The organism is Marinomonas phycocola, assembly GCF_047525455.1.
Lineage (GTDB): Bacteria > Pseudomonadota > Gammaproteobacteria > Pseudomonadales > Marinomonadaceae > Marinomonas.
This window is the reverse complement of the sequence record NZ_JBLIXL010000001.1, coordinates 89,258-112,464: the sequence shown is the minus strand read 5'-3', so window position 1 is coordinate 112,464 and position 23,207 is coordinate 89,258. Positions and strand designations below refer to the sequence as shown.

Here is a 23,207-nt window from a genome sequence, read left to right as displayed (position 1 = left end):
AAATTAAAAATATAGATTTACCGACAATAAAAAAGGCCAACCTGATAACAGAGTATCAGATTGACCTTAATTAAGAACAAAAATTATTACTGATTCGCTACATCATCTTCTTTTTCAAGAACCATCAGTGGCGCACCATCACCACGAATAGACTGAGCGTCCATCACAACTTTCGTAATATCTGTTCTCGATGGTAAGTCATACATGCAATCTAACAAAGCTGATTCCAGAATACTTCTCAAACCACGAGCACCAGTTTTACGCTCCAAAGCCAATTTAGCGGCCTCTTTAAGCGACTCAATGGTAAACTCCAACTCAACACCTTCTAGCTCAAATAAATGCTGATATTGTTTAGTTAATGCATTTTTCGGTTCGCTTAAAATAGTAATTAAGGCATCTTCATCTAATTCAGACAAAGTCGCAACGACAGGAAGTCGGCCAACAAATTCAGGAATTAAACCAAACTTAACCAAATCCTCTGTTTCGACTTGATGCACCGACTGAGAAAAAGTCTTATCTTCTTCTTTACTTTTAACAACAGCAGAGAAACCAATACTGCCTTTTTCTGTTCGATCGCTAATAACACGATCCAATCCCGCAAAAGCACCACCACAAATAAACAAGATGTTAGATGTGTCTACTTGTAAAAACTCTTGTTGCGGATGTTTACGCCCCCCCTGTGGAGGAACAGAAGCAACCGTACCCTCAATCAGTTTCAATAACGCCTGCTGTACACCTTCACCAGAAACATCTCGGGTAATGGATGGATTATCAGACTTACGTGAAATCTTATCAATCTCATCAATATACACTATGCCACGCTGAGCCTTTTCAACATCATAATCACATTTCTGCAACAACTTCTGAATAATGTTTTCAACATCTTCACCGACATAGCCCGCTTCAGTTAACGTGGTGGCATCAGCAATAGTAAAAGGCACATCAAGCACTCTTGCAAGGGTTTGCGCAAGTAACGTTTTACCACTGCCTGTTGGACCTATTAGCAAAATATTACTTTTTCCTAATTCAATGGCGTCTTGTGTAGTCTGATGGCGAAGACGCTTATAGTGGTTATAAACCGCTACCGCCAATACTTTTTTCGCTCTTTCTTGACCAATAACATACTCATCTAGCGCAGATTTAAGCTTAGATGGTGTAGGCAATTCATCAGTATCACTCTCTTCGCCACTGGTAATCTCAGATAACTCTTGTGTAATGATGTTACTGCATAGATCAACACACTCATTACAGATATAAACCGACGGACCAGCGATTAATTTCTTAACTTCATCTTGGCTCTTGCCACAAAAAGAGCAATATAGGAGTCGATCCGAATGCTCTCCTTTACTAAATTTATCATCCGACATTAATTTTTCACCTGTCTTATATTTCTCGTTTTAACAATATATCGTCAATTAAGCCGTATTCTTTAGCCGCTTCAGGATCCATAAAGTTATCACGGTCTGTATCGTTCGCTACTTCATCAATTGGCTTACCCGTATGAAACGAAATAATTTCATTTAATTTATTTTTAATTTTAATAATTTCACGAGTATGTATTTCAATATCAGAGGCCTGCCCTTGATAGCCTCCCAATGGTTGGTGAATCATTACTCGTGAATTAGGCAAGCAGTAACGCTTACCTGCTGCTCCAGCCGTCAATAATAAAGCCCCCATACTTGCCGCCTGACCAATACACATAGTACTAACATCAGGTTTAATAAACTGCATCGTATCGTAAATTGACATTCCAGCCGTTACAGAACCACCCGGTGAGTTAATGTATAGGTGGATATCTTTGTCTGGATTTTCTGATTCTAAAAATAACAATTGAGCAACCACTAAATTCGCCATGTGATCTTCCACTTGGCCAACTAGAAAAATTACTCTCTCTTTTAGTAGGCGAGAATAAATATCAAAAGATCTTTCACCACGAGCCGTTTGCTCAATAACCATTGGAACAAGCCCAGCGCTAGTAATTGCAACTGGCCCAGTAGTTGGATTTGTTAAATTCATGTTAATTCCTTAAGACAAAAAAGCCGACACAGTATCTACTATGTCGGCCTTAAATAGAAATATAAGAGTAAACTTATGCTTCTGCGCTTTCTTCTACTTTAGTAGCAGCTTCGGCTTTTGGCTTGATAGCATCTTCATATCCTAAAGTTATTTCAGTAACTTTAGCTGACTCAAGCAGTTTATCAACAACTTGCTCTTCAAGTACAGCAGATTGAATTTGAGCTAGGCGTTCTTTGTCTTTTAAATAGAAGTCAACAACCTGTTGAGGCTCTTGATAAGCCTGCGCCATTTCTTCTAAGAACGATTGAACACGATCATTTTCAACTGTAATTTCGTTTTGCTTAATCACTTCAGATATCAAAAGACCAAGCTGAGCACGTTTAGTTGCCTCATCTTGAAACAACTCAGCAGGTAACTGAGAAGAGTCAAAGCCTTGACCACCGAATTGTTGAGCTGCTTGCTCACGCAATCCGTCAACTTCTTGTGAAACAAGAGCAGAAGGAACATCAATAGGATTGTTTGCTAATAAACCATCAAACAAAGCATTTTTCAACTTGGCCTTAACTGCCTGATTTAACTCACGCTCCATGTTTTTGGTTACTTCAGCGCGCAGGGCATCAACAGTGGATTCAGCAAGACCGAATTTTTCAACAAACGCATCGTCTAATTCAGGAATAGATTGCTCAGCGATCTCAGAAGTCGTAATTACAAATTTCGCTTCTTTGCCTTTAAGTGCTTCTGCTTGGTAATCATCAGGGAAAGTAACCATTACATCACGTGATTCGCCTGCTTTCATTCCAATAATTCCCGATTCAAAACCAGGAATCATTGTGTTGGAGCCAAGAACCAATTTATGGTCTTTCGCTTCACCACCGTCAAATGCTTCGTCATCAATGTAACCAACAAAATCTACAGTAGCCTGATCACCATCGGCTGCCTCACGCTCAACAGCAACCCAATCAGCATTTTGCTTACGCAATGTTTCAAGCATTGTGTCAACATCTGAAGGTGTCACCTCAGAGATAACTCGCTCAACTGAAATATTCGCTGCATCAGCAAGTTCAACAACTGGATAAACCTCAACTTTAGCAACAAACTCTAAATCTGAGCCTTCACTCATATCTTTAGGTTCAATTGATGGCATTCCTGCAGGTTGTAAATTTTCTTTCTGAACCGCCTCTACATAAGCATCACGCATAACCTGCTCTATTGCTTCAAGACGAATACCTTGACCGTAACGTTTTTTAACAACATTAAGAGGCACTTTACCTGGGCGAAAGCCATCAATACGAACCGTTTTAGCCGTTTTAGCGACTTCAGAACTTACTTTATCATCAATACGAGCAGCAGGAACTGTAATGGTAATTACGCGCTCAATTGCAGATGTTGCTTCTACAGAAACTTGCATAAAACTTCCTTTCAGGAATTTGCCTTAATAATGTTGATTTAAAAACATGCAGCAATGTTGTGCATTCACTCTTTAAAGAATCAACAAGACTTTGAATTAAATAATTAAAGTAATAAGAGAATGGCGCGCCTGAAGGGATTCGAACCCCTGACCGTCCGCTTAGAAGGCGGATGCTCTATCCAACTGAGCTACAGGCGCTTAACTCATTACTGATACGTGGTGCGCTATTATATGGAAGGAAAATCATTCGTCAACATAATGATTTAAAAAAGCCCAGAATTCTGGGCTAAAATGACTTTTTATTACAAAGGAACCGAAAAGGGGTCAAAAAACAATCAACCACCATTTGTCAGTCAAAAAAATCACAAAAGGAACAAGCGAATCCTAACAAAACCCCCTACCCCCATCAAGCAATTAGCACCAAAATAAAACATATTTTAACTTAGCGCCCAAAAATACAACATTTTACTTCTCAGCAAAGTTACAACTTACAAGGAGGCAAAGTTCGGGTATCATTTAATATATTCGTTCCAATCAGAATACAGGATCTATTTTGAGCATTAAATTTGCACTAAATTTTGCAAAAAATCACTTTGCCATTGTTTATCAATGCTATCAAGAAAGTAACTCCAACCTGAGAGCAGCTCAATTAACTTTAGCGAGCTTACTGGCAGCCGTCCCTATCATTACTATTATCCTAGGAATTTTAGGGTTCACGCCGGCATTACAAGAAATGCAGACAATCTTGTTACAACTTATAGAGACCCATCTAGCGCCTGGAACCAGCGATGACGTTCTTCCTTATCTAATAAGATTTTCTGAGCAAGCAAGAAGCCTTCCCCTAGCAGGGCTTGTGATGTTGATTTTAACCGCTTTATTACTACTAAATAGCTTTGAAGTAGCCGTTCAAGAGGTGTGGAAGATTTCCACTTTACGAAATATCCGAGAAAGACTACTAACCTATTGGGCCATTTTAACACTCGGGCCTATTTTACTTGCAGCTTCTCTTAGCCTTTACGGAGCACTGCTCACATTTAGATGGCAAGGTATTGCTATTGGTGAGTTTACAACACATCTAGTTGAATTCAGCAGTTTTATATTTTATTTTATCATGCTGTTCACCTTAAATTATTTATCTCCAAACGCTCCCGTTAAAGCAAAACTTGCAGCAGTTTCAGCCATCTTCGCCACCATTGCGCTATTTCTACTGAATACACTATTTTCATCTTTCGCTCAATTATTTGCCAACTATCAGATTGTTTATGGCGCTTTTGCCGCGTTACCGACATTAATTGTGTGGTTACAACTGAGTTGGCATATAATTCTTATTTCAACCTGTTTGTGCGCAAGCCTTCATCATAGCCCAAAAACAATTCAAGACAGTTAAATCTCAACACACTGGAAATATAAAATGAACACGAAAATTAATGAGTTAAATACTCTCCTTTCAGAAGCTGACTGTTTAGTCAATACGAAACAAATTCATGCCGTGTTAGACTCCATGGCTCAAAAAATCACAAAAGATCTTAGCAACAAAATCCCTTTAGTCATTTGTGTCATGAACGGCGGCTTAATTCCAGCCGCCGCCCTTATAGAGCGCCTCCATTTCCCTCTAGAGCTTGACTACATACACGCTACTCGCTACGGCATGGAAACAGAAGGCGACGCACTAAAATGGCTTAGCTACCCACAATCAAGCTTAAAAGACAGAGAAATACTTGTCATTGATGACATTTTTGACCAGGGCCACACTCTACTTGCCATCAAAGATTGGTTTAATGACCAAGGTGCCAAAAATGTATACACAGCAACCATAATCAATAAAGTTCATGATCGTAAAATTGAAAGCATGCTCCCTGACTATATTGGGATAGACGTTGAAGACAGATTTTTATTTGGTTATGGAATGGATTACCAAGGGTTCTTCCGCAATCTTCCAGGTATTTATGCCGTGAAAGGGAGCTAATTAGCTCTTTTAGAATCAAAAAAAGCGCCTATTCGACGCTTTTTTGATTCTAAAAGTATGACTAGAACACTCTATTATACCCGTTTAGCGCAGCAACTCGATAGGCCTCCGCCATTGTTGGATAATTGAAGGTTGTGTTGAGAAAATACTTAACTGTATTCAACTCTCCAGGCTGCTTCATAATTGCTTGACCGATATGGACAATTTCAGAGGCTTGGTCACCAAAACAATGAATCCCTAGCAATTCCAACGTCTCTCGATGAAATAACAACTTCAACATACCAACGGGCTCACCTGTAATTTGCGCCCGCGCTGTATGTTTAAAGAACGCTCTACCGACCTCATACGGCACTTTTTCAGCGGTTAATTCAGCCTCTGTTTTCCCTACCGAGCTAATTTCAGGGATAGTATAGATACCCGTCGGTACTTCATGAATAAAATGACCACCATCCAATCCATACATATTTGCTGCAACAGCCCTACCTTGATCATAAGCGGCACTGGCCAAACTTGGCCAACCAATAACATCCCCAGCAGCATAGACATTCTCAACTGAAGTTTGATAAGTCTCTTGCACCGCCAATTGACCACGACTGTTTGCTTCCAAACCAATTGCATCCAGATTTAAACTGTCTGTATTTCCTGAACGGCCATTGCAGAATAAGAACGCATCTGCTCTAAGTTTTTTACCTGAATTCATATGAACCACAACACCACGTTCCGTAGTCTCGACTTTCTCATACGATTCATTGTGCCTAATCAATACACCACTATCACGCAAGTGGTAACTCAATGCATCCGTGATTTCATCATCCAAGAAGCTTAAAAGCTTTTTACCTGGATTAATTAATTCAACTCGAACACCCAGACCACAAAAAATAGACGCATATTCGCTACCGATAACACCCGCACCATAAATGATCAAAGACCGAGGTGTATGACCTAAACTCAAAATGGTATCTGAGCAATAAACACGAGGATGGGTAAAATCAATATCAACCGGGCGATAAGGCCTAGAGCCAGTAGCGATAACAAATTTATCCGCCACTAATAATTCAGGGCCTTTTTCATATGTATTGACTTCAACAGTATTGGCATCTTTAAACTTACCCTTACCAAAGTAGATATCTATACGGTTGCGAGCATAATATTCAGTCCGCCCCATCACTTGCTTATCAATGACTTTATTCGCATGAGTTAACACTTTCGGGAAAGAAAACCAACGAGGCTCACCGATGTCTCGGAACATAGGGTTTGTATTGAAAGCAATAATCTCTTTTACCGCATGCCTCAACGCTTTAGATGGAATTGTTCCCAAATGAGTGCAACTTCCTCCAACGCGTTCATTAGCCTCAATCACTGCTACTTTTTTACCCGCTTTGGCTGCATTCATGGCAGCGCCTTCTCCAGCAGGTCCTGTACCTAATACTACGACATCATAATGTCTCGTCGTCATAATCCCCCCTCGAATGTGAGTTATAATTATTAATTATTTAGATGCGTCATAAAACTGATCATCCGCTTTTACGATCTCTGCGGTCACTTTATTTTCTTCGTCACACTTCCCTTTGTCACCACCGCAAATATCGCAAGCAACTTCCATTCCCAAAGCACTCATACCACCACATGACCCTGATATAGGCTTTCTCCCCATCAACACACCAACGGCCATAGCCGCTACTAACAACAACATCAGACCAAATGCTAAAACCATTGTTAACATAACAAACTCCTATCTTTTAAATTACAAAATCTATTGGATGCGATTTTTCAGATAAGGCTCAAAAGCGGTCGACACGCGCTCTTCATACCCAAAATCTTGCTTTACCAGCAAGTAAGCTGCAATACCATTTTTTTCAGCAAACGCCATACCTTTATCAGGCCCTAAAACAGTAATCGCCGTCGCTAAACCATCCGCCATAACGGCCGTTTTATCAATAATACTAACAGAAACCAACTTATGGGTTATAGGTCGACCCGTTGCAGGATCAATGATATGCGAATAACGCACCCCTCTTTTTTCAAAATAATTGCGGTAATCACCCGAAGTAGCAATGGCAACGTCTGTCACTTCTATTACAGCTTGAACAACATTATGGCCACCAGCAGGGCTTTCAATTGCAATCTTCCAAGCTTCTCCATTCTCTTTTTTGCCTTTAGAGCGAATTTCGCCACCCACTTCTATTAAATAGCTTTGAATTCCATTCTCTTCAAGTTTATTTGCAATAGCATCCACCCCAAATCCTTTTGCAATTGAGGACAGGTCAACATAAATATCATTTTCTTTAGATAGCTTATTACCATTTAAACTTAAATATTGATAACCCACCTTACCCTTTACTGCATCTATTTCAGCATCCGATGGTGGTTCATCTCTGCCTTTCTTAGGGCCAAAGCCCCAAAGATTAGCCAAAGGGCCGATCGTTACATCATAGGAACCATCCGTCATTGAGCTAATTAATAACGCTTTATCAACAACATGTGCAAAATCCCTCGAAATTTCTTTAGTTGAGCCACTTGGCATTTTATTAAACAAAGACAATTCTGACGAAGGGTCATAAGCAGACATAAGCTGGTTTATATAAAGCAATACATTATCCACATCACCTTTTAGTGATTGTGCATTACTATCACTGTCTACTGTATAGAATTTTACCGTATAGGTAGTCCCCATAGTTGGACCAGAAAAACTTACCAACTCAGGTGAAAAAGAAAGCCCTTTAACTAGAATTAAAACGACAATAAAAGGAGCTAATATAAAAAGTATTTTTTTCCGCATATCTTTTCTTACATAAAAATAAAACCCCACAAAAGTGGGGTTTTATTTAGATAAACGATCTAGCCACCAAAATCATCAAGTAGAATATTTTCATCTTCTACACCAAGATCTTGAAGCATTTTAACAACAGCTTGGTTCATCATTGGAGGCCCACACATATAGAACTCACAATCTTCTGGAGCTGGGTGATCTTTTAGGTAGTTTTCATACAGGACGTTATGAATAAATCCTGTATAGCCTTCCCAATTATCTTCAGGTTGTGGATCAGAAAGGGCAAGATGCCACTTAAAGTTTTCATTTTCTGACTGCAGTAAATCGTACTCATCATCATAAAATGACTCACGTAAACTACGGGCACCATACCAAAAACTCATTTTTCGAGTTGATTTCAAGCGCTTCAACTGATCGAAAATATGAGATCGCATGGGTGCCATACCAGCACCACCACCAATGAACACCATTTCAGCATCAGTATCTTTGGCAAAGAATTCACCAAATGGACCGTATACTTTAATTGTGTCACCAGGTTTTAAACTAAAAACATACGATGACATTTGACCCGGAGGCACATCATCTTTACCTGGAGGTGGTGAAGCAATACGAATATTAAACTTCACAAGTCCACGCTCTTCAGGATAGTTCGCCATAGAATAAGCTCGAATAATCGGCTCAGACACAACAGAAGTAAACTTCCAAAGATTGAATTTATCCCAATCACCACGATACTCTTCTTCGATATCAAAATCTTTATAGTGAACAGTATGAGCCGGCGCCTCAAGCTGAACATAACCACCAGCACGGAAGTTAACATTCTCACCTTCAGGAAGTTTTAAAGTAAGCTCTTTAATAAAAGTTGCTAAATTTGGATTAGACTCAACAATACAATCCCAAGCCTTAACACCAAATACTTCTTCAGGAACTTCTACATGCATATCTTGCTTAACAGCAACCTGACAAGATAGACGGTAGCCTTCTTTTTCTTCACGACGGTTAAAGTGCGACTCTTCAGTAGATAGCATAGAACCACCGCCACTACTAACAATACACTTACACTGGGCACATGTACCACCGCCACCACAAGCAGAAGAAAGGAATACACCACTTTCTGCCAATGTTTGCAACAACTTACCACCCGCTGCAACTTTTATTTCTTTTTCGCCATTGATATGTATAGTGACATCACCTGTGCTCACTAGTTTTGCTCTCGCTGCCAATATAACAGCCACTAAAGCAAGTACGATCACAGTGAACATCACTACACCTAGAATAATTTCTAAGTCAAGCATGTTTAATAAATCCTATTCATGGTTATTCTTGATATGTTGCTTACAACTGAACGCCAGAGAAAGACATAAAACCTAAACTCATTAAACCTACAGTAATAAAGGTAATACCTAAACCACGAAGGCCAGCAGGCACATCAGAATACTTTAGTTTTTCACGAATACCTGCAAGCGCAGCAATAGCAAGCGCCCAACCGATACCAGCACCAACACCATAAACCACACTTTCACCAAAGTTATAATCACGCTCTACCATGAACAAAGACGCACCCATAATGGCACAATTCACGGTAATCAATGGTAGAAATACGCCTAAAGCGTTATAAAGCGCCGGCATGTATTTATCCAAAGTCATCTCGAGGATTTGGACCACCGCTGCAATGACCCCTATATAACTTAATAGACCAAGGAAACTTAAATCAACACCAGGCATTCCCGCCCAATCTAATGATCCATCAGCCAATAAATTTTTATATATTAGGTTATTTAATGGTACTGTAATGGCCAAAACAACCACTACTGCGATACCTAAACCAATTGCAGTCTCAACTTTCTTAGACAAAGCTAAGAAAGTACACATACCTAAGAAGAACGCCAACGCCATGTTTTCAACAAACACAGCCTTGATGAACAAACTAATTAAATGTTCCATTAATGAGCCTCCTGCACACGAGAATTCGCTGCAATTTTAAATTCAGGCGCTTCAACTTGATCTGTTTTCCATGCTCTAAGAGCCCAAATAACAAGACCAATAACAAAGAAAGCACTCGGTGGAAGCAGCATTAAGCCGTTTGGCTGATACCAACCACCATTCTGAACAGTCTGGAAAATTTCCACACCAAACAACTTACCAGCCCCGAAAAGCTCACGGAAGAAACCAACGATCAACAACATTACACTGTAACCAAGACCGTTACCGATACCATCAATGAAACTCATTCCCGGAGGATTCTTCATTGCATACGCTTCAGCACGACCCATTACGATACAGTTTGTAATGATCAAACCAACAAATACAGACAGTTGCTTACTAATTTCAAAAGCAAAAGCTTTCAAGACCTGATCAACAACAATAACAAGAGAAGCAATAACAATCATCTGAACAATGATTCGAATGCTGCTTGGAATATGATTACGGATAATCGCAATGAAAAAATTAGAGAATGCTGTTACCAAGGTTAAAGCAATGGCCATAACCAAACTCACACTCATACTACTCGTTACGGCTAATGCAGAACAAATACCCAAAATTTGTAACGCAATTGGGTTGTTATTCATTATAGGTGCAAAGAGCACCTTTCTTACTTCAGACATAATTACTATCCCTCGCCTTTAAGATTTGACAAGAAAGGACCAAAGCCTTGTTCACCCAACCAATAATGAACAAGATTGGTTACACCATTACTCGTTAGAGTAGCACCAGATAAGCCGTCAATCTTATGCGTTGCTAAAGGATCAGCAGAGTCTACAGAACCCTTAACCAAGCCTAATACTGCTTCGCCAGACTCATTGTAGACAGTTTTACCTTTCCACAGTGCTTTCCAATTTGGGTTATCAACTTCACCACCTAATCCAGGCGTTTCACCTTGGTCATAAAAGCCAAAACCAATGACCGTATTAAAGTCATTTTTCAATGCCATAAAGCCATACATAGTTGACCATAAGCCATACCCCTTAACTGGTAAGATAATACGTTCAATATCATCGCCAGATTTCACTATATATACGGCACTGTATTTAGCTCGTCGCTTAATACTGGCAATATCATCTTCCGCGGCCAAAGCAATGGACAAAGTTGGATCTTTAGCTGCAACATTTTGCTCATAAGTCGCAAGATCAATTCCAGAGGTTGAAAGCTCTTCTTCAGTAGCAAATTTACCTGTAGAGATATTGACCAAACGCATTTCAATAGATTTGAAGATCTCATCTACCGTTTTGTTTGGATCCAACATATCAGCTGCTGATAAAATATTTTGCTTTCGATCTAGGTCTTTGTTGGCTTTTTGAATAGGCTTCAAACCAACTGCGGCTGCCGCAACAAATACGGAACAAACCAGACACAAAGAGAGAGCAACGACTATCGTCTTTTTAATACTATCGTTACTAGACATTGCGAGCCTTCCTCCGCTTGATATTTGCTTGCACAACAAAGTGGTCAATGAAAGGTGAGAACAGGTTAGCAAACAGAATAGCCAACATCATGCCTTCTGGATACGCTGGATTCACAACACGAATCAAGACAACCATAACCCCAATCAAAACGCCATAGAACCACTTGCCTTTATTTGTCATGGATGCAGACACAGGATCTGTCGCCATGTACATCATACCAAAAGCAAAACCACCTAAAACAAGATGCCAATACCAAGGTGTCGAGAACATTGGGTTCGTGTCGGAGCCTATTAGATTGAATAGAGCCGATACTGCAAACATCCCCAAAAACACACCTGCAACAATTCGCCAAGCAGCGATTCGCATTATGAGCAATGCACCACCACCAATTAATATGGCAAACGTAGATGTTTCACCCATTGATCCTTGCACAAAGCCAAAAAATGCATCAGACCAAGCAACCGCCAAACCATCAACACCACTTGCCGCTAATTGGCTAAGCGCTGTCGCTCCAGAGAAGCCATCTACCGCAGTCCAAACCGCATCACCTGACATAGAAGCAGGATATGCAAAGAATAGGAAAGCACGACCGGCTAGAGCTGGGTTCAAGAAGTTTTTCCCAGTTCCGCCAAAGACCTCTTTAGCAAGAACAACGCCAAATGTAATACCTAAAGCCACTTGCCATAAAGGCACAGTTGCAGGTAAAGACAAAGCAAACAAAATGGAGGTCACAAAGAAACCTTCGTTTACTTCATGCTTACGAACTGCGGCAAAAAGAACTTCCCAGAATCCACCAACAATAAAAGTAACAAGATATACAGGTAGGAAATGCAATGCCCCATATATCATATTGTCCCAGAGACTTGCTGCATCATAACCGCTTAACGCACCAATGATGGAGTGCCTCCATGTATCTGGGCTTGCAATACCCATTGCATCCATAGCTGTATTTGCTTGGAAACCAATGTTATACATACCAAAAAACATAGCAGGGAACGTACACATCCACACCAAAATCATGATTCGCTTCATATCAACGGCATCACGAACATGTGAACTGGATTTTGTAACAGAACTTGGGCGATAAAAAATAGTATCTACTGCTTCGTATAAAGCATACCAATTTTCATATTTGCCGCCTGTATGGAAATGAGGTTCCATATCGTCGAGAACTTTTCTAAGCCCCATATCTTACCCCTCTCTTTCAATCAGAGTTAAACAATCCCGAAGGATCGGGCCATATTCAAACTTACCGGAACAACTGTAAGTACACAAAGACAAATCTTCTTCATCCAATTCTAAAATGCCTAACAATTGAGCTTGCTCGGTATCGTTTACCACTAATGAACGCAACAATTGAGTTGGTAGAATATCCATAGGAATTAAACGCTCGAAGTGACCTAATGGTAACATCGTACGGTCAGATCCATTTGTCGTTGTGCTCATCGCAAAACTTGTTTTACCTAATAGTTTGGACATAAAAACATTCAGTACAGAATGTTTTTCATGACCCGCACGCAGATAATGCATGACCTGGCGGTCACGGTCTTCTAGCAAGACAGTTACTTGCTGATGAAAACGACCTAAGTAGGCATAAGGTCCCATTGCTTTACGACCAGATAACACAGAACCAGAAACAATACGATTTTCACCAGACTTCAATTGACCAGCAGTCAATTCGTCAAGATTGGCACCTACTTGAGTACGCAATAATCGAGGTGATTCAACTTGTGGACCAGCTAATGCAACAACACGTTCCGAATTCAATTCACCCGTTGTAAACAATTGACCTATTGCAACAACATCCTGATAATTGACTGTCCATACTGTCTTCTTGTCACTAACAGGATCAAGGAAGTGGATATGCGTACCAGCTAAACCTGAAGGGTGAGGTCCGTCAAACTCTTGAACACTTACATCAGAGGTTGTCGGTATTTTCGCACCAGGCGCTTTACAAACGTAAACCTTACCTTTTGTTAATTTTGTTAATACAGCAAGACCATCTGCAAAATGCTCTGTTTTCCCATCTAAAACAACTTCAACAGAGGCGGACAAAGGGTTGGAGTCCATTGCTGTAACAAAAATTGAGTTTGGTTCACTATCAAGAGCTGGTACTTTAGAAAAAGGACGAGTTCTAAATGCAGTCCATAAACCTGAATTATTTAAGTTATCAACAACTTGCTGACGTTTAAGTGTTTTTAACTCAGAGCCAGAACAAGAAAAGAACTGTTCAGCTTCTTGTCCTTCAACATCAATTACTACAGATTGAAGTACACGCTTTTCACCACGATTAATGGACGAAATAATACCTGAAGAGGGTGCTGTATATTTTACACCTTCTGTTTTTTTATCTGTAAAAAGTAACTGACCTTTTTTAACCCTGTCACCAACCTGAACCATCATAGTTGGTTTCATACCATGATAATCCGGCCCGATCACAGCCACTGAGCGTGCGACTGCAGATTCGTCGATAACCTGATTGGGGGCGCCACTGATTGGCAAATCAAGGCCTTTCGTAATTTTAAACATATGTTCTGCCCAACGAATATTGAACACAAAAGCACTTTCTGTTGCATTTTCAGTATTTCAAAAAAACTTTACAACACAAATTACAATTTTCTGTAATTTTCAAACACAAAGCCGCTTCACCAAAAAACTCTAGCATTATAAAGATCATTACCTTGATTGACCACAACCTTAGAGCGTTTTTATCCATAGGATGGCTATTTCATGACAAAGTAACGTGAAAGAAACTTTCAAACGGCTTACATTAGCGGAAAAATACATTTTGGAAGCAAAACAAAAAGTTATCATGATTTTTCGCTATAAGAAGCAAATAAGTCCGATCAAATGGGTCTATTAGAAGGATTTAATAAAAACCACCGAATTATCATTTCTAATGATTGATAACCCTTTTGATTATCGACACAATACCCTTGCACTAAAACTACGGCAGCTTAATATTTGTTTAATGCAATAACAAAGATCACCAATCGATTTGTTATTCAGAAACGAAAACTAGAATTTCTAGCATAAGTATTTGCATGAACGACAATCACGTTAGGAAAACACGACAACCAATGACTTTACTTTCAACTGTTACGCTTAATAAAAAACCCGGTTTCCGAAACACTATAAACGGCGTTTCAGGTAGCACTCTAACCTTACAGTTGTTAGACATTGCGAAGCAGCAAAACGGCCCAATTGTTTTCCTTGCCCATTCGATAGCGGAACTAAACGAAGTCGAAGATGAACTGTCCTTCCTAAACGGCGACCAGATTCCGGTTTTGCGTTTCTCCGATTGGGAAACGCTTGCATATGATGCCTTTTCACCACATCAAGACATCATCTCCAAAAGGCTTGAAACACTTGCTCAATTAAGAGATTTAAAAAGCGCCATTATTTTAACCACGGTATCGGCCTCTGTCGTCCGCTTATGCCCACAATCACACATTGACTCTCAACGTTTCAAACTAAAGCAAGGCCAAGTGCTGCCTCTTAAAACCCTATCCGATCAACTGATTAGCGGTGGCTACACAAATGTGCAAAGCGTTCGGGAGCATGGGGAATTTTCTGTTCGTGGAGCATTAATGGATGTCTACCCTATGGGAGCCGATCAACCCATACGAATTGATTGGTTTGATAACGAAATCGATACACTTCGCTGGTTTGACCCTGAAACACAGTTAAGTTCAGGAACACTCAACTCGATTCAACTATTACCAGCGAGAGAGTTCCCTATCACCAAAGAAGGCATTCAACTGTTTAGACAGAACTGGAGAGAGCGTTTTCCAAGCACCCCCCTTAATTCGCCTTTTTATCAAGACATAAGCAATGGCATTGTACCAACAGGCATTGAATATTATTTACCTTTGTTTTTTAAACATACCCAAAGTTTTTTTGACTATTTACCAGAACAGACCTTATTTGCTCAAACAGGATCATTAAACGATCACTTTAATGCAGTAAAAGCCGAATACATCAGTCGACATGAATCTCTTGGCTATGACATAGAAAGACCCATTCTCCCACCAAATGAAATCAACTTACGAGAAGAAGAATTTTTCGCAGAGCTAAACCGATTCTCTCATATTATATTGACCAACGAAGGAGAAAACCCCTCCTTTGAAACACAGCCAACGGTCATCATAGATTCCAAAGCCGAGCATCCACTGAAGAATCTACATTCTTTCATTCAAACCTGTAAACATCGAATATTAATTGTGGCTGAGTCTGCTGGCCGCAGAGAAGCACTTATTGAGCTTTTTAAAAAATATAAAATCCAACCAAAAATCATTGATTCTTGGCACCATTTTTTAGAGACAGACACACTGTTCGGCATTACAACAGGCCGAATAAGCCGAGGGTTTCAAATAAGTAACACCCTTACATTGATCGCTGAAAATGAAATTATGGGAGAACGAGTCTCTCAGTATAGAAGGCGCAAACACAGCGACATCAATGAAGATGCGATCATTCGTAATTTAACTGAACTTCGAATTGACGCCCCTGTTGTTCATATTGATCACGGTGTTGGTCGCTACTTAGGCCTCACCAATCTTGAAATTGACGGACAAGAAACTGAATTACTTACTTTAGGCTACGCCAATAACGCCAAGCTTTACGTTCCTGTCGCTTCATTACAGTTAATTTCTCGCTATACAGGCAGCGATGAAGACAGTGCACCTCTTCACAAACTGGGCACAGAAAAATGGAGCATAGCCAAACAAAAAGCCGCTGAAAAAGCGCGCGATACTGCCGCTGAATTATTAGAAATCTACGCAAAAAGAGAAGCTCGAGTGGGCCATTCGTTCGGCAAACCAGATGATCAATACGAACTGTTTGCCGCAGGCTTTCCTTTTGAAGAAACGCCTGATCAGCAATTGGCAATTGACGCTGTTATTAATGACATGAAAAGCATCAAGCCCATGGACAGGCTGGTTTGTGGTGACGTCGGCTTTGGGAAAACAGAAGTTGCCATGAGAGCGGCATTTCTCGCCGTCCAAGGTGGAAAACAAGTCAGCGTATTGGTTCCCACAACCTTACTCGCCCAACAGCATTATGAAAACTTTTGTGATCGATTTGCAGATTGGCCGATTGAAATCGCCCTTCTATCTCGATTTCGTAGTGGAAAACAAACAACGGAAGCACTAAAACTTTTAGAGGAAGGAAAAGCGGACATTGTCATCGGCACACACAAGCTACTACAGAATGACATAAAATACTCTGACCTTGGATTGGTTATCATTGATGAAGAACATCGCTTTGGTGTCAAACAAAAAGATCTATTTAAAGCACTAAGAGCAGAAGTAGACATTCTTACTTTGACTGCGACACCGATTCCACGAACATTAAATATGTCACTCTCTGGCATTAGAGATTTATCCATCATCGCAACACCGCCAGCAAAACGACTGTCTGTAAAAACCTTTGTTAATGAGAGAGACAATCACAAAATAAAAGAAGCCATTATTCGAGAATTGCACCGTGGTGGACAAGTTTATTTTCTTCACAATGACGTTCAAACCATTCAAAAAACCGCAGAAGAGCTGAACGAACTCATCCCAGAAGCAAGAATCATTGTTGGCCATGGTCAAATGCGAGAACGCGAACTGGAACAAGTCATGTCCGACTTTTATCACAAAAGAGCCAATATTCTCGTTTGCACCACTATCATAGAAACAGGCATTGATATTCCTAATGCAAATACCATCATCATTGAACGGGCCGATAAGTTTGGCTTGGCTCAGCTGCATCAACTTAGAGGTCGAGTTGGCCGTTCCCATCAGCAAGCTTACGCTTACCTTTTAACGCCACACGATCGAAAGATCACTTCAGATGCTGAAAAACGCTTGGAAGCCATACAAATAGCCGACACACTTGGCGCAGGCTTTACACTGGCCACTCACGATCTAGAAATTCGAGGGACGGGTGAACTATTAGGCGATGGGCAAAGTGGACACATTGAACATGTAGGCTTCTCATTATTCATGGAAATGCTGGATCGTGCGGTTAAGTCCCTTAAAAAAGGCGAAGCGCCTGATATAGACATCACCTCACCACAGAAAATCGACATCAATCTAAGAGTTCCTGCATTGATACCAAGCGACTTCCTAGATGACGTTCATAGTCGTTTAATACTTTATAAGCGCATTGCCAATGCAAAAACAGAAACCGAATTGAGAGAGCTTCAAGTTGAGATGATTGATCGATTTGGATTATTGCCTGATGCAACTAAAAACCTATTTAGACAAACCAGCCTTAAACTAAAAGCAGAGCAACTTGGCATTACCAAAATTGAAGCCAATGGTACAGAAGGCAAAATGCATTTCAGTCCGTCAACGCCAGTAAACCCAATGACATTAATTAAACTCATTCAAACTCGGCCAGATTCTTATAAACTGATTGGCTCAGATACATTAAAATACATTGCAGATATGACAACAACCGATTCTAGATTTCAAGAAACACTTAAAACATTGGAGCTATTACATTGAAAGCGCATTTGATTTTTATACTGGGGATCATTTTATCGCCATGTACCGTATTAGCCGATACTGTAACAGACAGCGAAAAAAGCACCGCAAGGGCCTATCGAGCTCGTGTAATGACCTTTATCTGGCCAGCAGAAAAAACTGTAGAACAAGTCAAATACGAGCCCCTTTTAAGCCTAAAGGCCACCCCAAAATTCTCTTTAGATGAAAGCTCAATTTCAGACAGCACTCAATCACAGGGCGCCAACATTGAGAAAATAAACAACCCGTTTGATACATTTCAAAAAAAACTTAAACGAGGCGTAAATGTCTTAACAAATGATTCATGGACACTGATATTTGCCAATCAGGGAAGCAAGTTGCATCACGACTTTCACAGCAAACCCAATAATTTGGGGTATGCCGAACTCACAGGCTCCATTCAAGTAAAGCTTGGCCGCTATCTAGAATCAAATATCACGCTAAACCATTATTTATTTAATGCAGAGCCTCAATCAAAAGCAACGCACAACGTATTACCAGACACAATAATCAGCATTGAAAACAGCTCAAAACTATCGCCAGAGACCTCAATAGAGAAATCAGACACAAATAATGCTCAAGATGATACAAGCAGTCATCAATATCTGCCAAGCGCCCAATTGATACTCAATCAGAGTAACAAAACAGCCAGTAAAAAACTCAACTATCTAGATCACCCAATCGTTGGCACATTAATTTACTTTGAACCAATGGATTTAGAAGAAGCCATTCAGCAACAAGCACTCGAAAACCTAATGTCCAATATTGAACAAATTAGCAATACCAACACGCAATAGATAAAACATTCACCGCAACAAATAAAACACATACAATAAAAAAGAACCAATACAAAAACTTTGTATTGGTTCTTTTTTAAACACATTAATCTCGTATTTCTAACCTTTATTAAAAGACGCTAGACTCCTCGATACTGAGAAAGCGAAGAGAACCATTTAGTTACCTTCATCTCTACCGCACTCAAAACAGACAAACCTAAACGCTCTGCCATTTTCTTCGGCACACTGTATTTCACTGAGAACACATCAGCATCGGAATACTGATTGACTAAATAGCTATCACTCGTTGAAATCTGATCAATCAATTGATTATCTAGCGCTTTAATTCCATACCAAACATCGCCCGTTGCAATTTTCTCAATGTCTACAACCGCTCTTTGTGACGAAACAAACTCTTTAAATAATACATGAGTCTCTTCAAGGCCTTGTTTGAATTTTTCACGACCCTCATCGGTATTCTGCCCCAACATAGTCAAGGTTCTTTTGTATTTACCCGCTGTATGCAACTCCACATCCACCAAACTTTTATCAAGCAAGCGATGGATATTAGGAACCTGAGCTACCACACCAATAGAGCCTAATACAGCAAATGGTGCAGCAACAATTTTATCGGCAACACACGCCATCATATAGCCACCGCTTGCCGCCACTTTATCAACACACACCGTTAACTGCACATTGGCCTCTTTTATACGCTGCAATTGTGACGATGCCAAACCATAGGCGTGCACCATGCCCCCAGCACTTTCTAAACGAACAACCACCTCATCTTTATCTGTAGCCACACTCAAAATAGCCGTAATTTCTTCGCGCATCGTATCCAGCGCAGAAGCTTTAATATCGCCATCAAAATCTAAAACAAACACTTTCTTACGAACACTCTCTTCCGATTTGTTCGATTTTTCTGCCTCTTTCACCGATTTCTTTTTCGCTTTAGACAGTTGCTTTAATGCCTTTTTATCCAATAGCTCAGCATTAAGAGCATCCTTCATTTTATCGTATTGATCATTTAGCTTATTAATAGAAAGGCCACCCTCTTTAGGCTTACTTTTGCTGCTGGCTACACCAACTATAAACAACCCAAAAATGATCGCCACTGTAACCAGCTTTAATAAAAAACCTGCGTATTCTGTAAAAAATTCCAATTTACTTTCCTTTCCAATACTGTGGGGTAACTGTGTTAATGAGGCAAAATTTACAAAAAACAATCCTCGATACAAATATAAAATTATGGTGTAACACGCTGTATTATCTTATGATTCCTCCATTTTTACTTTAGGTCTAATACTTTTTAATTTAAACATCGGAGAAAAGAATGCAAGATACACTCGCTAAGGCATTTAGCAAGAATTTTTTAGGTTCCTCCCCATTATGGTATAAGCAAGTCATTATTGCCTTTTTGGTATTGAATCCTTTATTACTGGTTGTTGTTGGCCCGTTTGTGACCGGTTGGCTACTCATCATCGAATTTATTTTCACCCTGGCTATGGCGCTAAAATGCTATCCTCTACAGCCAGGTGGGTTATTGGCCATTGAAGCCGTTATTTTAGGGCTAACTAATACCCAAGGTGTTTACAACGAAGTCGTTCATAATATAGAAGTTATTTTGCTGCTCATGTTTATGGTAGCAGGCATCTACTTTATGAAAAACATGCTGTTGTTCATATTCAACAAACTGCTGGTGAAAGTACGATCAAAAACAGCCATATCTTTGATATTTAGCTTCTCTGCTGCTTTTTTATCCGCCTTTCTAGATGCATTGACAGTGACGGCGGTTTTAATCAGTGTGGCCGTTGGTTTTTATTCGGTTTACCATAAAGTGGCCTCGGACCAATCCTCAAATAAAAGCCATGATCCAGGCAGTGATGCAAAGATACTCCCTATCAATGCCAATGATTTACATGAATTCAGATCATTTTTACGCAGTTTATTAATGCATGGAGCTGTCGGCACTGCACTCGGCGGTGTATCAACATTGGTAGGTGAACCTCAAAACCTATTAATTGCAAAAGTAGCTGGATGGGATTTCATTGAGTTCTTCTTAAAAGTAGCACCTGTTTCTATGCCTGTGCTGGTTTGTGGTTTGCTAACCGTCGTTGTTCTAGAAAAAACCAAATGGTTTGACTATGGCGCGCACTTACCAGAAAATGTTCGTCAGATTCTGAAGAACTTTGAACAAGAAGAAAGCAAACGAAGCACAAGCACCCATAAGGCCCAGCTTATTATCCAAGGCATTGTTGCTGCCATCCTTGTTTTTTCTTTAGCATTTCACATTGCAGAAGTCGGCTTAGTAGGCTTGATGATCATCGTTCTCTTGACCGCATTCAACGGGATAACCGAAGAACACCGAATTGGTCATGCCTTTGAAGAAGCACTGCCATTTACCGCTTTGCTGGTTGTCTTCTTCACTGTTGTTTCTGTTATTCATGAACAACATCTATTCCAGCCATTTATTGATATTGTGCTGAACATGCCAACAAACATACAACCAATCATGTTCTTTATCGCGAATGGCTTATTATCTGCTATCAGTGATAATGTCTTTGTTGCCACCGTGTACATCGGTGAAGTGAAGAGTGCATTAGATGAAGGTACCATCACTCGCGAGCAGTTTGATCTATTAGCCGTTGCCATTAACACCGGAACAAACCTACCAAGCGTGGCAACGCCCAACGGTCAAGCGGCTTTCTTGTTCTTGCTTACATCAGCAATTGCACCGCTATTGCGTTTATCTTACGGAAAAATGGTTTGGATGGCGCTTCCTTACACAATCGTATTAAGCCTTGTCGGTGGGTTATGCGTGGTATTCTTACTTTAATAGAAAAATAAATAGACAATAAAAAAGCTCCTCTGTAGCACTATCAAGGAATGGTAATTCATTCTAAGGGCTACAGAGAGGCTTTTTATTAACTGGATAGAAGAACATCTTTTAATGCAGTAGTACGTTGCTGCATTAAGTTACACTATTGTACTTTATTCACTAAGACTTCACTGACTTGCACCTTATTGACGCCACAACACTCGACCAGACCCTCTTTCTATCAAGTCTAAACGCTCATCATGTAATTCAAGCTCACTGTCATTAGCGCGAATCACCTTCAGCATAGAGCGATCTGAATCAAGGCGACGAATCGTCCACGCGGAAGAATCGGCTCCGTCTTTGTTATTAAAATCATCGTTAGAAAGCCCTAGTGATGTTTGCCCACCCGTCATTAGCAAGTAGACGTCCGCCAGAATCTCGGAATCTAGCAACGCGCCATGCAATTCTCGATGAGAGTTATCTATACCATAACGACGACATAATGCATCCAGATTGTTTTTTTGTCCCGGATGTTTTTTACGAGCAAATTGCAAGGTATCAAAAACCGTACAAACATCATTTGTTTTAGGCATACCTCCTAACAAGGAGAATTCATGATCCATAAAACCAACATCAAACGGAGCATTATGAATGATTAATTCTGCACCTTTAATAAATTCTAAAAAATCCTGAGCGACGTCTCTAAAAACAGGCTTGTCAGATAAGAATTCGTTACTAATACCATGAACATTAAATGCTTCGATCTCAACTTCTCGCTCAGGGTTAACATAAACATGAAAGTGACGATTCGTTAATTTACGGTCAATCATCTCGACGCAACCGATTTCAATAATACGATGCCCTTGCTTAGGGTCAATCCCGGTTGTTTCGGTATCCAAAATAACCAACCTGTCAGCCATGTCTTATAAACCTCTTTTTGTACAAAAACATTTTAATTTAAATTCTATCACGGCACTTATAAGCATGAAGTCAAGCAATAGAATCGCTTGACTTCATTTTTTACAGGGCTATTACAGGCCGTAGTTAGCATCAACCAGCTCACCCATAGTCACATTTGATACTACGCTTTCAGAATTCAGCCACGCTTCCATCGCAGCCAAATCGTCATCTGTTGCCGATCCATAACGTAATTCAGAACAAATAAAGCCTGTAAGAGATGTTAAATCGCCACCACTGCCCATGCACAATTTTCTTTCTTCAAGCACATCTAAGAAACGCTCAAAAAATGCATCGAACTCAGCATCAGTATTTATATTTAATTCGCACGAATACTCAAAACCCTTTATCGCAAATTCACCTAAATAAAGCTTCTTTCTAAGTCTTCTACTTCTTTTATCTTTCATTTTTATTCCTTTGGCGGATTACGCCGATATTTACAGAGTAATGGATTGGGCAATTGAAACACACGCAAGAGAAATCCTATACAGTTACTGATTATAATCATCAACTCAGTAGTATAATTGAGCGAAAAAGCCAATAGCTGATATAAAAAACGATTGACTGCATACCT

The 23,207-nt window shown here is 40.0% G+C and carries 20 protein-coding genes and 1 tRNA gene; 5 read left to right on the top strand and 16 right to left on the bottom strand.

Features of this window, described 5'->3' with window-relative positions:
• Nucleotides 1-86 precede the first annotated feature (86 nt).
• From clpX to ACMUMJ_RS00525, 4 genes are all read right to left on the bottom strand, one after another.
• Nucleotides 87-1,367: an ATP-dependent protease ATP-binding subunit ClpX gene (clpX, locus tag ACMUMJ_RS00540; RefSeq protein ID WP_414676844.1), complete on the bottom strand. Its 1,281-nt coding sequence runs from the start codon at nucleotides 1,365-1,367 to the stop codon at nucleotides 87-89.
• Between the two features lie 16 nt (nucleotides 1,368-1,383).
• Complete coding sequence (gene clpP, locus ACMUMJ_RS00535; RefSeq protein ID WP_414676843.1) at nucleotides 1,384-2,016, bottom strand: ATP-dependent Clp endopeptidase proteolytic subunit ClpP; 633 nt, start codon at nucleotides 2,014-2,016, stop codon at nucleotides 1,384-1,386.
• A 73-nt stretch (nucleotides 2,017-2,089) separates the two neighbouring features.
• Nucleotides 2,090-3,424, bottom strand: a complete 1,335-nt coding sequence (gene tig / locus ACMUMJ_RS00530) for a trigger factor (RefSeq protein ID WP_414676842.1) — start codon at nucleotides 3,422-3,424, stop codon at nucleotides 2,090-2,092.
• 121 nt (nucleotides 3,425-3,545) lie between these two features.
• Nucleotides 3,546-3,622: transfer RNA gene (locus ACMUMJ_RS00525), tRNA-Arg, on the bottom strand.
• 355 nt (nucleotides 3,623-3,977) lie between these two features.
• Between ACMUMJ_RS00525 and ACMUMJ_RS00520 the strand changes: the two genes are divergently transcribed.
• Together ACMUMJ_RS00520 and ACMUMJ_RS00515 are read left to right on the top strand one after the other, a co-directional pair.
• Nucleotides 3,978-4,811 carry a YihY family inner membrane protein gene (locus ACMUMJ_RS00520; protein WP_414676841.1) on the top strand — a complete coding sequence of 278 codons (834 nt, stop codon included), beginning with the start codon at nucleotides 3,978-3,980 and terminating at the stop codon, nucleotides 4,809-4,811.
• Nucleotides 4,812-4,835: 24 nt separating this feature from the next.
• Nucleotides 4,836-5,390 (top strand): hypoxanthine-guanine phosphoribosyltransferase, encoded by a 555-nt coding sequence (locus ACMUMJ_RS00515; protein WP_414676840.1) that lies wholly within the window; start codon nucleotides 4,836-4,838, stop codon nucleotides 5,388-5,390.
• Nucleotides 5,391-5,451: 61 nt separating this feature from the next.
• On the opposite strand, the gene sthA is transcribed toward ACMUMJ_RS00515, so the two are convergent.
• From sthA to ACMUMJ_RS00470, 9 genes are read right to left on the bottom strand one after another with little or no spacing between them, the layout of a single operon-like run.
• Nucleotides 5,452-6,846, bottom strand: a complete 1,395-nt coding sequence (sthA, locus tag ACMUMJ_RS00510; RefSeq protein WP_414676839.1) for a Si-specific NAD(P)(+) transhydrogenase — start codon at nucleotides 6,844-6,846, stop codon at nucleotides 5,452-5,454.
• A 33-nt stretch (nucleotides 6,847-6,879) separates the two neighbouring features.
• Nucleotides 6,880-7,113 (bottom strand): (Na+)-NQR maturation NqrM, encoded by a 234-nt coding sequence (gene nqrM / locus ACMUMJ_RS00505; RefSeq protein ID WP_414676838.1) that lies wholly within the window; start codon nucleotides 7,111-7,113, stop codon nucleotides 6,880-6,882.
• A 30-nt stretch (nucleotides 7,114-7,143) separates the two neighbouring features.
• Nucleotides 7,144-8,169, bottom strand: coding sequence for an FAD:protein FMN transferase (locus ACMUMJ_RS00500; RefSeq protein WP_414676837.1), 1,026 nt, complete (start codon nucleotides 8,167-8,169; stop codon nucleotides 7,144-7,146).
• A gap of 59 nt (nucleotides 8,170-8,228) precedes the next feature.
• Nucleotides 8,229-9,455, bottom strand: coding sequence for an NADH:ubiquinone reductase (Na(+)-transporting) subunit F (nqrF, locus tag ACMUMJ_RS00495; RefSeq protein ID WP_414676836.1), 1,227 nt, complete (start codon nucleotides 9,453-9,455; stop codon nucleotides 8,229-8,231).
• A gap of 40 nt (nucleotides 9,456-9,495) precedes the next feature.
• Nucleotides 9,496-10,104 carry an NADH:ubiquinone reductase (Na(+)-transporting) subunit E gene (gene nqrE / locus ACMUMJ_RS00490; protein WP_414676835.1) on the bottom strand — a complete coding sequence of 203 codons (609 nt, stop codon included), beginning with the start codon at nucleotides 10,102-10,104 and terminating at the stop codon, nucleotides 9,496-9,498.
• Nucleotides 10,104-10,766, bottom strand: coding sequence for an NADH:ubiquinone reductase (Na(+)-transporting) subunit D (locus tag ACMUMJ_RS00485; protein WP_414676834.1), 663 nt, complete (start codon nucleotides 10,764-10,766; stop codon nucleotides 10,104-10,106). Before ACMUMJ_RS00485 ends, nqrE begins: the two co-directional genes overlap by 1 nt.
• A 5-nt stretch (nucleotides 10,767-10,771) precedes the next feature.
• Nucleotides 10,772-11,563, bottom strand: coding sequence for a Na(+)-translocating NADH-quinone reductase subunit C (locus tag ACMUMJ_RS00480; protein ID WP_414676833.1), 792 nt, complete (start codon nucleotides 11,561-11,563; stop codon nucleotides 10,772-10,774).
• A complete protein-coding gene (locus ACMUMJ_RS00475; protein WP_414676832.1) occupies nucleotides 11,556-12,752 on the bottom strand; it encodes an NADH:ubiquinone reductase (Na(+)-transporting) subunit B in 1,197 nt (398 codons plus the stop codon). The genes ACMUMJ_RS00480 and ACMUMJ_RS00475 overlap by 8 nt, the downstream gene beginning before the upstream one ends.
• Nucleotides 12,753-12,755: 3 nt before the next feature.
• Nucleotides 12,756-14,093, bottom strand: coding sequence for a Na(+)-translocating NADH-quinone reductase subunit A (locus ACMUMJ_RS00470; RefSeq protein ID WP_414676831.1), 1,338 nt, complete (start codon nucleotides 14,091-14,093; stop codon nucleotides 12,756-12,758).
• 551 nt (nucleotides 14,094-14,644) lie between these two features.
• Here ACMUMJ_RS00470 and mfd point away from each other — a divergent pair.
• Both mfd and ACMUMJ_RS00460 read left to right on the top strand, forming a co-directional pair.
• Nucleotides 14,645-18,061, top strand: coding sequence for a transcription-repair coupling factor (mfd, locus tag ACMUMJ_RS00465; RefSeq protein WP_414676830.1), 3,417 nt, complete (start codon nucleotides 14,645-14,647; stop codon nucleotides 18,059-18,061).
• Nucleotides 18,058-18,876 carry a CsiV family protein gene (locus ACMUMJ_RS00460; RefSeq protein ID WP_414676829.1) on the top strand — a complete coding sequence of 273 codons (819 nt, stop codon included), beginning with the start codon at nucleotides 18,058-18,060 and terminating at the stop codon, nucleotides 18,874-18,876. Before mfd ends, ACMUMJ_RS00460 begins: the two co-directional genes overlap by 4 nt.
• Nucleotides 18,877-18,995: 119 nt before the next feature.
• Here ACMUMJ_RS00460 and sohB read toward each other — a convergent pair whose 3' ends face one another.
• Nucleotides 18,996-20,021, bottom strand: coding sequence for a protease SohB (sohB, locus tag ACMUMJ_RS00455; RefSeq protein ID WP_414676828.1), 1,026 nt, complete (start codon nucleotides 20,019-20,021; stop codon nucleotides 18,996-18,998).
• A 170-nt stretch (nucleotides 20,022-20,191) separates the two neighbouring features.
• On the opposite strand from sohB, the gene nhaB reads away from it, so the two are divergent.
• Nucleotides 20,192-21,694, top strand: coding sequence for a sodium/proton antiporter NhaB (nhaB, locus tag ACMUMJ_RS00450; RefSeq protein WP_414676827.1), 1,503 nt, complete (start codon nucleotides 20,192-20,194; stop codon nucleotides 21,692-21,694).
• 185 nt (nucleotides 21,695-21,879) lie between these two features.
• On the opposite strand, the gene dnaQ is transcribed toward nhaB, so the two are convergent.
• Together dnaQ and ACMUMJ_RS00440 are read right to left on the bottom strand one after the other, a co-directional pair.
• Entirely contained in the window at nucleotides 21,880-22,596 is a 717-nt protein-coding gene (dnaQ, locus tag ACMUMJ_RS00445; RefSeq protein WP_414676826.1) for a DNA polymerase III subunit epsilon, read from the bottom strand.
• Between the two features lie 111 nt (nucleotides 22,597-22,707).
• Nucleotides 22,708-23,040, bottom strand: coding sequence for a YggL 50S ribosome-binding family protein (locus ACMUMJ_RS00440; protein ID WP_414676825.1), 333 nt, complete (start codon nucleotides 23,038-23,040; stop codon nucleotides 22,708-22,710).
• Nucleotides 23,041-23,207: the final 167 nt, after the last annotated feature.

Coding starts and splice junctions, on each gene's coding strand:
- clpX (WP_414676844.1), bottom strand. CDS start 1,367: ATGTCGGATGATAAATTTAGTAAAGGAGAGCATTCGGATCGACTCCTA.
- clpP (WP_414676843.1), bottom strand. CDS start 2,016: ATGAATTTAACAAATCCAACTACTGGGCCAGTTGCAATTACTAGCGCT.
- tig (WP_414676842.1), bottom strand. CDS start 3,424: ATGCAAGTTTCTGTAGAAGCAACATCTGCAATTGAGCGCGTAATTACC.
- ACMUMJ_RS00515 (WP_414676840.1), top strand. CDS start 4,836: ATGAACACGAAAATTAATGAGTTAAATACTCTCCTTTCAGAAGCTGAC.
- sthA (WP_414676839.1), bottom strand. CDS start 6,846: ATGACGACGAGACATTATGATGTCGTAGTATTAGGTACAGGACCTGCT.
- nqrM (WP_414676838.1), bottom strand. CDS start 7,113: ATGTTAACAATGGTTTTAGCATTTGGTCTGATGTTGTTGTTAGTAGCG.
- ACMUMJ_RS00500 (WP_414676837.1), bottom strand. CDS start 8,169: ATGCGGAAAAAAATACTTTTTATATTAGCTCCTTTTATTGTCGTTTTA.
- nqrF (WP_414676836.1), bottom strand. CDS start 9,455: ATGCTTGACTTAGAAATTATTCTAGGTGTAGTGATGTTCACTGTGATC.
- nqrE (WP_414676835.1), bottom strand. CDS start 10,104: ATGGAACATTTAATTAGTTTGTTCATCAAGGCTGTGTTTGTTGAAAAC.
- ACMUMJ_RS00485 (WP_414676834.1), bottom strand. CDS start 10,766: ATGTCTGAAGTAAGAAAGGTGCTCTTTGCACCTATAATGAATAACAAC.
- ACMUMJ_RS00480 (WP_414676833.1), bottom strand. CDS start 11,563: ATGTCTAGTAACGATAGTATTAAAAAGACGATAGTCGTTGCTCTCTCT.
- ACMUMJ_RS00475 (WP_414676832.1), bottom strand. CDS start 12,752: ATGGGGCTTAGAAAAGTTCTCGACGATATGGAACCTCATTTCCATACA.
- ACMUMJ_RS00470 (WP_414676831.1), bottom strand. CDS start 14,093: ATGTTTAAAATTACGAAAGGCCTTGATTTGCCAATCAGTGGCGCCCCC.
- mfd (WP_414676830.1), top strand. CDS start 14,645: ATGACTTTACTTTCAACTGTTACGCTTAATAAAAAACCCGGTTTCCGA.
- nhaB (WP_414676827.1), top strand. CDS start 20,192: ATGCAAGATACACTCGCTAAGGCATTTAGCAAGAATTTTTTAGGTTCC.
- dnaQ (WP_414676826.1), bottom strand. CDS start 22,596: ATGGCTGACAGGTTGGTTATTTTGGATACCGAAACAACCGGGATTGAC.
- ACMUMJ_RS00440 (WP_414676825.1), bottom strand. CDS start 23,040: ATGAAAGATAAAAGAAGTAGAAGACTTAGAAAGAAGCTTTATTTAGGT.